A 13,356-nucleotide genomic window follows, 5' to 3' on the forward strand; every position below is an offset into this window, starting at 1 on the left:
GTGCCGCTGGCACCCGACCCGGCGAGGCCGCTGCGGTGCGCCACCGCGCGGCACGCGTTCGGCGCGGTCGCCGTCACCCCGCACGCCGATCCGGAGACGATGGCGGTGCTGCTCGTGCACGAGTGGCAGCACGCGAAGCTGGGTGCCGTCCTCGACCTGTACGACCTCGTCGAACCCGGGCAGGACGCCCGGATCCGGGTGCCCTGGCGCCCCGACCCACGGCCCCCGGAGGGCGTGCTCCAAGGGGTGTACGCCCACCTGGCGGTCACCCAGGTCTGGCGGTCCCGGGCGGCGGTCGACGACGCCGACGCCCCGGCGCACGCCGCGCGGTTCCTGGCCTGGACCCGGGACGGCGTCGACGCGCTGCTCGCCAGTCGCTCGCTCACCCAGCCTGGTGAGCGCTTCGTCGGCCAGCTCCGCGAGGCCCTGGAGGAGACCCGTGTCGGGTTCGGATGAGCTGCTCCCGCCCGTACTGGGCCGTGCTCGCCTCGCCGACGACCTGCGGGCGCTGGGCGTACGCCCGGGTGGGTGCCTGGTGGTGCACTGCGGGCTGCGTCGGGTGGGCCGGCTGGAGCACGGCCCCGCGACCCTCGCCGGCGCCCTGCGAGACGTCCTCGGGCCGGCCGGCACGCTGCTGGTGCCGACCCACACCGACGGCAACTCGACGACCTCCCGTGCCCACCTGGCGGCCACCGCCGGGATGGACCGGGTGGAGCGCGACCGGTACGAGGCGGCGCTGCCGGGCTGGGACCGCCGGAGCACCCCCTCGCAGCGGATGGGTGCGCTCGCCGAGTACGTCCGGTGCGCCCCCGGTGCCGTGCGCAGTGACCATCCACAAACCTCGTTCGCCGCGCTCGGCCCGCGGGCCCGGCAGCTCACCGAGGGCCATGACCTCGGCTGCCACCTGGGCGAACGCTCACCGATGGGCGGCCTCTACGCGGCGGACGGGCAGGTCCTGCTGCTCGGCCTCGGGTACGAGGCGTGCAGCGCCCTGCACCTGGCCGAGTACCGGCTGCCGGTGCCGCCGGCCGAACGGGACTACCGCTGCTTCCGGCTGGTCGGCGGGCGTCGGGTCCGCCTCGACTTCCGCGCGCTCGACCTGGACGACCGGGACTTCCCCACGGTGGGGGCCGCGCTCGACGACACGCCGTGGGTACGGCACGGTCGGGTCGGACGGGCCCCGGCTCGGCTGCTGCCGGCCCGAGCCGCCGTGGATTTCGCCGTTGACTGGTTCGCGACAAATCGGTTGGCCGCGCAACGTTGACGCACGGACTACGCTGATGTTCCGGCCGCGTGGGGAGGGCGGAGGGGCAGTAGTGAGCACAGTGGACGCACCCTCCGCAACGCGTGCCCCACTCTTCTTCATCAGCTATTCCCGGGCACCGGTCGGTCGCGCCACCGGCAAGCCCGCCGAGTACGTCTCTCGTTTCTTCGAGGACCTCTCCGTCCACGTGAGTGAGTTGGTCGGCCCGGTGACCGGAGTGGACGCCGGCTTCCTGGACACCTCCATCGCGGGCGGCGAACGCTGGAGCCCGGAGCTTCTCCAGGCCGCCGGCACCTGTCAGGTCTTTGTTCCGCTGGTGTCCAGCGCGCTGATCGGCAGCGACTGGTGCGGCCGGGAGTGGGACGCGTTCTCCCGCCGACGGATCATCCCCCGGCACAGCTCCGCCTCGGTGCACGAGACGGCGATCGTGCCGGTCACCTGGTCGCCGACGAACGGCGCGGTGCTGCCCCGGGTGCTCCGCGACATCCAGCGATTCTCCCCGACCGCGATGCCGGATCCCGACATCGCGGTGCGCTACCAGCGGGATGGGGTCTATGGCTTGTTGACCATGCAGTGGGAGAACGAGTACCGGGCGGTGGTCTGGCGACTCGCCCAGCGGATCGTGGCCATCCACCGGTCGTACCTGGTCGAGCCCTGGGTGCCGGCGGACATGGACGAGCTGTGCAACCGGTTCGCCGAGGGGCCGGGATGAGCCCGCCGGCGGGCCGCGGCCGACCGGCGGCGCGTGGGACGTACTTCTTCCTGAGCTATGCCCACTCGGCGCCACCGCCGGGCGCGCGGGCCGACGCCGACGTGTGGGTCGGCCAGTTCTTCGCCGACCTGACCGAGGAGGTGCGGCGCCAGGCGCGACCGGTGGCCGGCATGCGGATCGGCTTCTTCGACCAGCACATCCCGTTGGGCGCCGACTGGAAGGCCGCGCTCGCCGAGGCACTCGGTGACGCCGAGGTCTTCGTCCCGCTCTATTCGCCCGGCTACTTCAGCCGGCCGTGGGCGCTGGGGGAGCAGGAGTCCTTCCGCGCCCGGCTGGCCGCCGCCGGGCTGGCCCGGGCCGCCGCGGCCCATCTCACCCCGGTGTTGTGGATCCCGTTCCCGCCGTGGGAGACCCACCCGGAGTTGGACGGTGCGCTGGACCTGGGCCGGGACGTCCCGGAGTACGCCGCCGACGGCCTGCGCGCGTTCTGCATGCTGGCCTCGTACCGGGACCGGTACGAACGTCTGCTGGGCCGCCTGGCGAGCCGGATCGTGCACACCGCCGAGCGGCGGCCGATGGGCCCCTCCCGGGCCCCCGGCCTCGACGAGGTCGTCCGCCCGGCGGCTACCGATCCGGACTTCGTCGTCGCCGTCCTGGCCCCCACCCGGGGCCACCTGCCGGCCAGCCGCGACCCCGCCGGCTACGCGGCCAGCGGCCGACTCTGGCGGCCGTACGGGCGCAGCCAGGAGTTGCCCGCCGCCGAGTACGCGGCCAGCACCGCCGAGCGGCTCGGCCTGTCGGCCCGCACGGAGGACTTCGCGCAGGCCGCCGGGCTGCTCGAACGCCGACCGGCGGTGCTGCTGGTCGACCCGTGGATCGCCGCGGCGCCGGATGCGTCCGGGGCGCTCGCCGGGATGCTGCACGGCCTGCGGGAGTGGGTCGTTCCGCTGGTGGTCACCGACGACGGCGACAGCCAGGACGCCACCCGGTGGGCCAACGAGGTCACCCAGCTGCTGCACGACGCCGGTCTGCCCCAGGTCAAGCGTGCCTGCAACGTGCCGGAGTTCGTTGCCCTGATGCCGGCGCTGGTCACCGAGGCTCGCCGCCAGTTCCTCAAGTACGGCCCGGTCGTCCCCTTCGAACCACCGCCGGAGCCGGTGCCGAGCCTGCGGGACGGCCTGACCGTCGCCGGCCCCACCGACCCCGCGTCCCCGCCTGATGATCCGGGCCCACCGCGTCCCCACGGAGAAGACCGATGAACAACGATCGCGAAGGTCAGGTCGTCACCTTCTACTCGTTCAAGGGTGGAACGGGCCGGACGATGGCGTTGGCCAACGTGGCCTGGATCCTGGCGGCCAGCGGTCGGCGGGTGCTGGTCGCCGACTGGGACCTGGAATCCCCCGGCCTGCACCGCTTCTTCCATCCGTTTCTCGACGCCGAGGCGATCCAGGGCACCAGCGGCGTGATCGACATGATTCGCGACTACGAGTGGGAGACCACCCGGGTCGACGACCGGCCGGACCGCTGGATGGAGCAGTACGCCCGGGTCGGGCGGCACGCGTTCTCGCTGCGGTGGAACTTCCCGGACGGTGGTGGCCTCGACTTCCTCTCCGCCGGCCGGCAGAACAGCGACTACGCGGTCTCGGTGAGCGGGCTGGACTGGGACAACTTCTACAACCGGCTGGGCGGGGCGCAGTTCTTCGAGGCGCTGCGGGCGGACATGAAGCGCCAGTACGACTTCACCCTGATCGACAGCCGGACGGGGTTGAGCGACGTCGCCGACATCTGCACCCTGCACCTGCCGGACACGCTGGTCGACTGTTTCACGCTCAGCGACCAGGGCATCGACGGCGCGGCCCGGGTGGCGCACTCGGTCCGGGACCGGTACCGGCGGCGGGACATCCGGGTGCTGCCGGTGCCGATGCGGGTCGACCAGGCCGAGAAGGAGCGGGCCGAGGCGGGTCGCCTGCTGGCCATGCGCCGCTTCGCCGGGCTGCCGGCCGGGATGACCGAGGCGGAGCGGCGGCGCTACTGGGCGGCGGTCGAGGTCCCGTACCGGCCGTTCTACGCGTACGAGGAGACCCTGGCCACGTTCGGCGACCCGCCGGGCTCGCCGACGTCCCTGCTGGCCGCGTTCGAGACGTTGACCGGGATCCTCACCGACGGTGCGGTGACCGCGCTGCCGGTGATGGACGAGTCGGTGCGGGAGCGGGGCAAGGCCCGGTTCCGTCGGCGCACCGAGGCGATCGACGACCAGATCGTGCTCCGCTACGCGCCGGAGGACGCCATCTGGGCCGAGTGGCTGGAGCGGGTGCTCAGCTCGGCCGGGCTGCGGGTGGTGGAGCCCACCTCCGCCGTCGGGTCCGCCGGTGCGCCGGCCCCGCGCACGCTGACAGTGGTCTCGCCGGCCTACGTGGCGACGCCGTCCGCCGGTCTGCCCGACCGCGACACCAGCACCGGCTCCACGGCCCTCGCCGTGTACGTCGCCGACCTGCGCCCGCTGGCGGAGTTCCCGTCGCAGAGCTCCACCAATCTGGTCAACGTGAGCGCCGCGACCGCAGTGGAGCGGGTGTTGCGGCTGGTCGGCCGGCCGGTGCCGGCGTCGGCGGACGGTCCGGTTGGCGGGGCCACCCGCTATCCCGGCGCCGAGCCATTGATCTTCAACGCGCCCAACCGCAACGCGCGCTTCACCGGCCGCGAGGACGACCTGGCGCGGCTGCGCTCGCAGTTGCAGAGTGGCGGCAGCGCGGTGGTGCTGCCGGTCGCCCTGCAGGGCATGGGCGGCGTCGGTAAGACGCAGGTGGCGCTGGAGTACGTGCACCGGTTCAAGGCCGCGTACGACGTGGTCTGGTGGATCGTGGCGGACCCGCCGCAGTTCGTCGACACCGCTCTGGCCGACCTCGCCGGTCGCCTCGGTGTGCTGGCCGGACCGACCCTGCCCGACACGGTCCGTTCGGTCTTGCAGGTGCTGAGCCGGGGCGAGCCGTACGAGCGGTGGCTCGTCGTGCTCGACAACGCCGAAGAGCTGGACCAGATCGAGCCGTTCCTGCCGCAGGGGCCCGGGCACGTCCTGCTGACGTCGCGCAACCGGGCCTGGGGTGACCGGGCCAACCCGATCCAGGTGGACGTGTTCGCCCGCACCGAGAGTGTCGCGCACCTCGCCCAGCGGGTGCCCACGATCAGCGCGGAGGAGGCCGACCAGGTGGCCGAGGCGCTCGGCGACCTGCCGATCGCGGTGGCCGCGGCGGGCGCGTGGCTCGCCGACACCGGCACACCGGTCACCGACTACCTCCGGCAGATCGATCGACACGGCCCCAGCGCGCTCTCCGTCGAGGCCACCTGGGACCTGTCGCTGAACCGGCTGTTGGAGCAGGCGCCGGCCGCGTACCGGTTGTTGCAGCTCTGCTCGGTGCTGGCACCGGAGATCGCCCTGGATCTGGTCTACAGCGACGAGATGGCGGCGGCCCTCACACCGTTCGACCCGGCGGTGTCGGAGCGGCTCGTCCGTGGCGCCCTGGTGCAGCAGATCAACCGGCTGGCGCTGCTCAAGCTCGACGTGCAGGGCGGTCGGATCCAGGTGCACCGGCTGTTGCAGGCGGTGGTCCGCGACCGGATGACCGAGGAGGAGATCACCGCCGCCCGGCACCAGGTGCACCTCGTGTTGGCCGCGTCCCGGCCCCGTGGCGACGTGGACGACCCGACCACCTGGGACCGGCTGCGCATGCTCTGGCCGCACCTGGCGGTCTCCGAGGCGTTGACCTGCCCGGACGAGTCGGTGTGTCAGCTGCTTATCGACCGGGTCCGCTACCTGTGGCAGCGGGGCGGGTTGGATCAGGCCGACGGGTTCAGCCAGGAGGTGGACGACATCTGGTCCGCCCGGCTCGGCGACACCCGGGACGAAACCGAGGCGTCGCCGCTGAGCCGGCAGTTGCTGCACCTGCGGTTCAACCGGGCGAACATCCTGCGCAGCCTGGGTCGGTTCGACGAGGCCCGGGACCTGGACGAGGCGGTGCTCGCCGAACAGCGCCGGTTGCTCGGCCCGCTGCACCCGCACAGCCTGATGACCGCCGGCAGCCTCGGCGGTGACCTGCGGGCGCTCGGCCGCTACGCCGAGGCCCTGGATCGGGACCGGTCCACCTACGCCTCCTGGCTCCAGGTGTTCGGCGAGGACCACCCGCGGACGTTGAGCGCGGCCAACAACCTCGCCGTCTCGTACCGGCTGGTCGGCGACTACCGGTCGGCCCGGCGGTGGGACGACGAGGTGCACCAGCGGCGGCGGCTGGTCCTCGGTCCCACCAACCCGTACACCCTGGTCTCCGCTCTCCGCCTCGGCAGCGACCTGCGGGAGGCCGGCGAGTACGAGCGGTCGGCGACCCTGCTGCGCACCGTGTACGACTCGTACTGCGAGGTGCTCGGCCCGGACGACGCCAGAAGCCTCAGTGCCCAGGTCAACCTGGCGGTGTCACTGCGCAGTTCCGGGCGGGGGAGCGAGGCCGCGCCGTTGTTCGACGCGGCCTACCGCAAGTTCGACGAACTCTTCGGGCCGGACAACCCGGACACGGTGGCGTGCCGGTCGAGCCGTGCGGCGAACCTGCTGGCCGTTGGTGACGCGACTCGGGCGCTGACCGAGATGACCGCCGTCAACCAGGCGTACGAGACCGAGTTGCGGCTCGGTCCGGAACATCCGCTCACCCTGGCGACGCTGAGCAACATCTCCGCGGCGCAACGTGCGCTCGGGCGCGGTCCGGACGCCCGCGCGTCGGCTGCCCGGGCGGTCGGCGACCTCCGTAAGGTGCTCGGCCCGGACCACCCGCACACGCTCGCCGCCGAGGTGAACCACGCGGTGTGTGTGGCCGAGGAGGGTGACTGGGAGTCGGCGCGGGACCGGCTGCGGGAGACCGCCAACCGGCTGGCCACGGTGATCGGCGCGGACCACCCGGACACCCTGCGCTGCCTCGGTGATGTCGCGCTGGTGTTGCGGCGGGCCAGCGACGGCTCTCCCGCCGAGGACGTGAGCGCGGTGGCGGACCGGTTGGCCGAGGTGATCGGTCAGGACCACCCAACCGTGCAGACCCTGCGGGAACGGCGGTTCATCGTCCGGGTGATCGACCCGCACACCATCTGACCGGATCGGCACGGCGGGTGGGTCGGGTGTCCGCCCCGGCCCACCGGGGCGGGGCGTTGTGGGTCGGCCGGCTACAGCTGTGGGCTGGTCGCGAGGTCCGCCGTGGCCAGCCAGGTCAGGGTCTGCGGCAGGATCTCCACCGCACCGAAGTGCGCGGCGCCGGCCTGCACCTGGACCTCGGCGCTCGGGATCCGCGAGGCGAGCCAGTGGGAGTGCTCCACCGGGGAGAAGCGGTCCTGCTCGCCGTGCCAGAGCCGGACCTCCGCGCGGATGGCGCCGAGGTCGAACCCCCAGCCGCGGCGGATCGCCAGCACGTCGTCGATCCAGCCCTCCGGGCCGTGGCGCAGCGCCTCGGAGTACATGTCGGTCAGCAGTCGGCGGATCGCGATGTCGTCGACGACCCGGATGTCCTCGTCGGGCAGTTGCGGGCGCAGGAACTCCAACAGCGTCATCGGGTCCCGTCGGGCCTCCTCGGCCCGGACCTTCAGGTTGAGCGTGAGTTCGGCCAGATCGTCGTCGGCCTGCCCGAAGTCCTCCACGTTCGTCTCGGCCATCCCGGCGTACCAGTCCAGGTCGGGTGCCCCGGCCGGGGCGAGCCCGACCAGCACGGCGGCCCTGGTGACCCGGTCCGGCAGCAGCGCGGCGCAGGCCAGGGCGTGTGGCCCGCCGCCGGATCGACCCACCACCGCGAACCGCTCGATCCCGAGGTCGTCGGCGATCGCCGCCACGTCGGCGGCGGCGTCGGCCACCCGCCGGCCCTCGTGCCGGTCGGAGTCGCCGTAACCGGGTCGGTCGTAGCAGACGAGGTGCACGCCGAGGCGGTAGACGACGATGCCCCGGGGTCGGGGGCCGCTGCGGCTGCCCGGGGTGCCGTGCAGCAGGAACACCGCCGGGCCGTCGGGCGCGCCCGAGGTCTCCACCGCGAGGTGCCGCCCGTCCGGCGTCGTGACGGTGCGCTGTGTCGCGTCTTGTCGCGTCACGGTTGGCCTCCCGCGGGTCGTCATGTGCTCCCCCGTGAACGGAGCCGCGCATCGTCGGCGCCGAGTGCAAAGCCCCCGAAATCGCCCAGAACACATCCTTGTTGTGCAGCGTACTGCCCGTCGTGGATGCCCGCTATGGGCCACCGGGTCAATGCCGGTGGGTGGGGGCCGCCGAACGGGCCGCTACCCTGGTAGCCCGAGGGGAAGGGGCACCAAGAGGGTGGCGAGAACCTACAACGTCGTGACGTACGGCTGCCAGATGAACGTGCACGATTCAGAACGGATCTCCGGCCTGCTCGAACAGGCCGGCTACCTGCGCGCGGCACCGACCGACGACACCCCGGACATCGTCGTCTTCAACACCTGCGCGGTGCGGGAGAACGCGGACAACCGGCTCTACGGCAACCTCGGTCGGCTGCGCCCGGTGAAGGACAAGCACCCCGGCATGCAGATCGCGGTCGGCGGCTGCCTGGCCCAGAAGGACCGGGGCGAGATCGTCCGCAAGGCGCCCTGGGTGGACGTGGTCTTCGGCACCCACAACATCGGCGCGCTCCCGGTGCTGCTGGAGCGGGCCCGGCACAACGCCGCCGCCGAGGTGGAGATCCTCGAATCCCTCGACGTCTTCCCCTCCACCCTGCCCACCCGCCGCGAGTCCACGTACGCCGGGTGGGTGTCGATCTCGGTGGGTTGTAACAACACCTGCACGTTCTGTATCGTGCCGGCGCTGCGCGGCAAGGAGAAGGACCGGCGTCCCGGCGACATCCTCTCCGAGGTGCGCGCCCTGGTCGACGAGGGCGTGCTGGAGGTGACCCTGCTCGGGCAGAACGTCAACTCCTACGGTGTCGAGTTCGGCGACCGGTACGCGTTCGGCAAGCTGCTGCGGGCCTGCGGTGACATCGACGGGTTGGAGCGCGTCCGGTTCACCAGCCCGCATCCGAAGGACTTCACCGACGACGTGATCGCCGCGATGGCCGAGACGCCGAACGTCTGCCACTCCCTGCACATGCCGTTGCAGTCCGGCTCCGACGACGTCCTCCGGGCGATGCGCCGGTCCTACCGTTCCGAGCGCTACCTGGGAATCATCGAGAAGGTCCGGGCGGCGATGCCGGACGCGGCGATCACCACCGACATCATCGTCGGCTTCCCCGGTGAGACCGAGGCCGACTTCCAGCGCACCCTGGACGTGGTGCGGGAGGCCCGGTTCTCCTCGGCCTTTACCTTCCAGTACTCCAAGCGGCCCGGCACCCCGGCGGCGACCATGGACGACCAGCTGCCCAAGCAGGTCGTGCAGGAGCGCTACGAGCGGTTGGTCGCCTGCGTCGAGGAGATCACCTGGGCGGAGAACAAGCGCCTCGTCGGGGAGACCGTCGAGGTGCTGGTAGCGGTCGGCGAGGGCCGCAAGGACGAGCGGACCGGCCGGATGTCCGGTCGGGCCCGCGACGGTCGACTGGTGCACTTCGCGACCGAGACCGCCGGTGGGGAGTCGCTGGCCGGGCAGATCCGACCGGGGGACATCGTGCACACCACCATCACGTACGCTGCGCCGCACCACCTGAACGCCGACGGACCGCCGGTGGCGCACCGGCGCACCCGGGCCGGCGACGCCGCCGAGGCGGGTCGCTCCCCGCGTACCCCCGGGGTGTTGCTCGGTCTGCCGACGATCGGCGCACCGCCGGTGGCGCCTGCCCCCGTCGCCGGCTGCGCCACCCACTGACCGCGCGGAAGGGCCCCTGGACGAGGGGCCTTCGCGAAGGACTGCGTCAGACGGTGATCCGGCCGGCGCCGGCGCCGGCCGTCACGATGGACTTGACGTTGCTCGCGGTGTCCAGCTGGTAGGAGTACGGGATGCTGGCCACGCTGCCGCCGGCCTGGCCGGTCGGCGAGTTGACGAAGTGGTTGTTGCGGGCGACCAGGCTGCCCGGCCCCGAGTCCCCCTCGCCGAGGTGGTACGGGTCGTCGACGTTCTCGAAGTAGTTGCCCTCCACGAGCACACCGGCGTTCTCGGTGGACGCGACGCCGTAGCCGCCGTTGGCCCGGTAGTAGTTGTTGTACACGTGCACCGGGTTGCCGAAGCGCACCCGGGGGTTGCGCTGGTTGCTGCCGTCGAACCAGTTGTGGTGGTAGCTCACCCGCAGGTGGCCGACGTCCTGGCCGGCGTTGTCGTCACTGTGCCCGAGCAGCATGGTCTTGTCGTGGCTGAAGACCCGGTTCCAGGAGACGGTGACGAAGTCCGAGCCGCGCTTGATGTCGACCGCGCCGTCGTACCCGTTGCTGAAGCTGTTGTGGTCGATCCAGATGTTGGTGGCCGACTCCTGCACGTTTATCGCGTCGTCGTTCCAGTTGCGGAAGGTCAGGTTGCGGATGATCACGTTGCGGTCACCGCTGATGTTGAACCCGCAGCCGTCGATTGTCGCCCCGTAGTTGCCGATGATGGTCTTGTTGGAGCGGACCCGCAGCATGCCCGAGCAGGTGATCGTCCCGGTCACCCGGATCACTGCGGCGCCGGTCGCGTTCAGCGCGCTGGTCAGGACCGAGGCGTTGCTGACGGTGGTCGTGCCGGCGTTGCCGCCGCCGGTGGTGCCGCCGTTCTGGGTGGCCCAGCCGACCAGGTTCGACGGCTGCTGGGTGCTGGGCGGGGGAGTGCTCGACGGTGGTGGGGTGGTCGGCGGTGGCGTGGTAGGCGTGGTGCTGCCGATGCAGGCGACGTCGTTCAGGCTGAAGCTGCTCGGAGCCGGGTTGCTGGAGTTGTTCCAGCTCGCGTTGAAGCCGAACGACGCGCTGCCGTTGGTGGCCAGGTTGCCGTTGTAGTCGACGTTTGTCGCGGAGACCTGGCTGCCGCTCTGCGAGACGGTCGCGCCCCACGCCTGGCTGGCCTGCTGACCGGCCCCGTACGACCAGCGCAACGTCCATCCGGAGACCGGGTCGCCGAGGTTGGTGACGGTGACGTTGCCGGTGAATCCGCCCGGCCACTGGCTGGCGACCGAGTAGGCCACCTGGCAGCCGGCGGCGGCCTGGGCGGAGACCGAGGTCAGCAGTCCGGCGGTGACGAGGGCGGCGGTGGCTGCGGCGGTGGTGGCGATCAGCGTCATTCGACGCTGTGCTGTGCGCATGCTGCTTCCTTTCGATGAGGCGGACGACCCGTCGCTACGCCCATGCCCGTGGGCGGCGAATCGCGGCCGGGACCAGTGGTCCGCGGGCCCGCCAGTGTGGGTTCGTGAAGGAAAGCGGCTCCAGCGCTCGCGCCCGCCATGACAAGGCAAGCGCTTTCCCGATGTAAGCATAGAAACATCTGGATGTAAATGACCGGGACGGCCGGTGCGCACCGCACCGACCGTCCCGGCGGTTCAGCAGCTGGTGCCGTTGAGTTTCACCGTCGCCGGCGCGCTGGCCGTGCCGTTCGCGGTGAAGCCCACGGTGACCGACCCACCCGCCGGCAGCGACGCGGCGTGGCTCGGCGCGGCGGCGGTCACCGTCGTGCCGGACTGCGTGACGGTGGCGTTCCAGCCACTGCCCAGCGTCACCCCGGACGGCCAGGTCCAGCTGACCGACCACGGGTTCGCCGCGGCCGAGCCGGTGTTCTGCACCGTCAACTCGCCCTGGAAGCCGCCCTGCCAGGCGTTGACCTGCCGGTAGGTGGCGGTGCACGCGCCCGACGGCGGGTCCGTCGGCCCGCCGGTCGTCGGCGGGGTGGTGCCGCCACCGGTGGGCGCGATCAGGTACGGCTGGAGGATCGCCTGCTTGGCGGTGTTGACGTTGGTCCAGTCGTCCAACGCGATGCCGCCGGTGTCACCCGAGTTGGGGTTCCACGACCAGTAGGTGAAGGACATCCCGGTCACCCCGGTGCCGGTGTAGGCCATCAACTTCTCCAGCCACACCTTGTCCTTCGGGTCGGCCAGGGTGCTGCCGAACTCGCCCATCATGATCGGCGCGATGTTCTGCTTGTAGAGGTAACCGAAGTACTTGTCCCAGATGGCCGGCATGTTCGCCGGGTAGTCCGGGGCGTCGAACCAGGTCTGCCGGTACACCGAGGTGGCGTACTCGTGCGGGGAGTAGACCAGCCGGTTGGCCACGTTCAGCCGCACCGGGTACTGACCCGCCTTCGACAGGTTGCCACCCCACCAACCGCAGTCCTCGTCGTTGCTGGGGTCGTTGTCCCACACGTTGGAGAGGCCACCGCTCGGGCAGCTCACCCCCTCCACGAAGATCAACCAGTTGGGTTGGACACCGAGGATGGCGTTGCCGGCCCGTTCGGCGGCGAGCCGCCAGTCCCGGGTGGTGTCGCCGCAACCCCAGCACGCGCCGGTGGCCGCCGGGTTGGTGCCCTCGGCGTGCGGCTCGTTGTGCAGGTCCGCGCCGATCACCGTGGGGTTGCCCGCGTACCGCTGGGCGAGCATCTTCCAGTCGTTGATCCAGGTCGCCTCGGAGACCGTCGACGTGTACCACAGCGGCGACTGCCGGCCGACGTCGGCCGGTGCCGGTCCAGGATGATCCGCATCCCCTTGCTGCCGGCGTAGTCGATCACCTTGTCCAGGATCTGCAACGGCGACAGCCCGACCAGGTCCGGGTTGACGAAGTCGTTGATCCCGGTGGCGGTCGCGCCCGCCTTCAGCGCGTCGTTGGAATACGGCACCCGCAACGTGTTGTAACCCAACCGGGCCATCGTGTCGAGCTGCCCCCGCCACGGGTTGCTCGACCACAGCCCGTGGAAGGTCTTGTTGTCGGTCTCCATGCCGAACCAGTTGATCCCGGTCAACCGGACCGTGGCACCGGTGCTGTCCACGATCTGGTTGCCGTTGGTGTGCAGATATCCGGTGCCGGTGCCGGCGGCCACCGCCGGGCCGGAACCAACGGCGACGGCGACGAACACGCCGGCCGCGACGGTGGCGAGCGCGGTGACCGCGCCGCCGAGAGCCTTGGGACGAAACATTCGAGCTCCACTTCGGAGGTCCGGCGCCGTCCAGCGACGACACCGGCGGGCGGCCGTCCGCACGTCCCGCTCCCGCAGGGGTACGCGGACAGTGCGCGACGGCCCAGGTCACGCGGACGTGGTCACTCGCGGACGCGCACCGGCGCCCTCGACGGCGGTGCTCCGCCCTTCTCGGCGGTGCTCTGCCCTCGTCGCCCTCGTGCCGGTGGCCCTACCTGACTCCGTCGCTCATTCTGATCAGCCCAGGTCGATGCGTCAACCTGCCCCGTCGCGCCGCCGCGCGCCGCCCCGCCAGTGCACACCCGCCCGCGGCCCGCCCGTCCTGTGCGCCCACCCCGACACCCACAC

General features: G+C 71.8%; 8 protein-coding genes and 1 pseudogene. 6 read left to right on the top strand and 3 right to left on the bottom strand.

Features of this window, described 5'->3' with window-relative positions; all coding sequences use genetic code 11:
* The 5 genes from JM949_RS26180 to fxsT form a co-directional block, all read left to right on the top strand.
* Positions 1 to 456, top strand: a 456-nt coding sequence (locus JM949_RS26180) for an aKG-HExxH-type peptide beta-hydroxylase (protein ID WP_238433908.1), incomplete at its 5' end; no start/stop codon positions are given.
* Positions 440 to 1,264, top strand: coding sequence for an aminoglycoside N(3)-acetyltransferase (locus JM949_RS26185; RefSeq protein ID WP_309232329.1), 825 nt, complete (start codon positions 440 to 442; stop codon positions 1,262 to 1,264). The genes JM949_RS26180 and JM949_RS26185, both read left to right, overlap by 17 nt.
* 52 nt (positions 1,265 to 1,316) lie before the next feature.
* Complete coding sequence (locus JM949_RS26190) at positions 1,317 to 1,976, top strand: TIR-like protein FxsC (RefSeq protein WP_203150929.1); 660 nt, start codon at positions 1,317 to 1,319, stop codon at positions 1,974 to 1,976.
* Complete coding sequence (locus JM949_RS26195) at positions 1,973 to 3,235, top strand: TIR-like protein FxsC (RefSeq protein ID WP_203150930.1); 1,263 nt, start codon at positions 1,973 to 1,975, stop codon at positions 3,233 to 3,235. Before JM949_RS26190 ends, JM949_RS26195 begins: the two co-directional genes overlap by 4 nt.
* Positions 3,232 to 7,101, top strand: coding sequence for an FxSxx-COOH system tetratricopeptide repeat protein (gene fxsT / locus JM949_RS26200; RefSeq protein ID WP_203150931.1), 3,870 nt, complete (start codon positions 3,232 to 3,234; stop codon positions 7,099 to 7,101). Before JM949_RS26195 ends, fxsT begins: the two co-directional genes overlap by 4 nt.
* A 71-nt stretch (positions 7,102 to 7,172) precedes the next feature.
* On the opposite strand, the gene JM949_RS26205 is transcribed toward fxsT, so the two are convergent.
* A complete protein-coding gene (locus JM949_RS26205; RefSeq protein WP_309232330.1) occupies positions 7,173 to 8,081 on the bottom strand; it encodes an alpha/beta fold hydrolase in 909 nt (302 codons plus the stop codon).
* Between the two features lie 220 nt (positions 8,082 to 8,301).
* Between JM949_RS26205 and miaB the strand changes: the two genes are divergently transcribed.
* Positions 8,302 to 9,795 (top strand): tRNA (N6-isopentenyl adenosine(37)-C2)-methylthiotransferase MiaB, encoded by a 1,494-nt coding sequence (gene miaB / locus JM949_RS26210; RefSeq protein ID WP_203150933.1) that lies wholly within the window; start codon positions 8,302 to 8,304, stop codon positions 9,793 to 9,795.
* 46 nt (positions 9,796 to 9,841) lie between these two features.
* On the opposite strand, the gene JM949_RS26215 is transcribed toward miaB, so the two are convergent.
* Positions 9,842 to 11,191, bottom strand: a complete 1,350-nt coding sequence (locus JM949_RS26215; RefSeq protein ID WP_203150934.1) for a pectate lyase family protein — start codon at positions 11,189 to 11,191, stop codon at positions 9,842 to 9,844.
* A gap of 234 nt (positions 11,192 to 11,425) precedes the next feature.
* Positions 11,426 to 13,008, bottom strand: a pseudogene (locus JM949_RS38660) (cellulase family glycosylhydrolase).
* Positions 13,009 to 13,356: the final 348 nt, after the last annotated feature.

The sequence above is a fragment of the Micromonospora tarensis genome, from assembly GCF_016803395.1.
Taxonomy (GTDB): Bacteria; Actinomycetota; Actinomycetes; order Mycobacteriales; family Micromonosporaceae; genus Micromonospora; species Micromonospora tarensis.

Coding starts and splice junctions, on each gene's coding strand:
- JM949_RS26195 (WP_203150930.1), top strand. CDS start 1,973: ATGAGCCCGCCGGCGGGCCGCGGCCGACCGGCGGCGCGTGGGACGTAC.
- fxsT (WP_203150931.1), top strand. CDS start 3,232: ATGAACAACGATCGCGAAGGTCAGGTCGTCACCTTCTACTCGTTCAAG.
- JM949_RS26215 (WP_203150934.1), bottom strand. CDS start 11,191: ATGCGCACAGCACAGCGTCGAATGACGCTGATCGCCACCACCGCCGCA.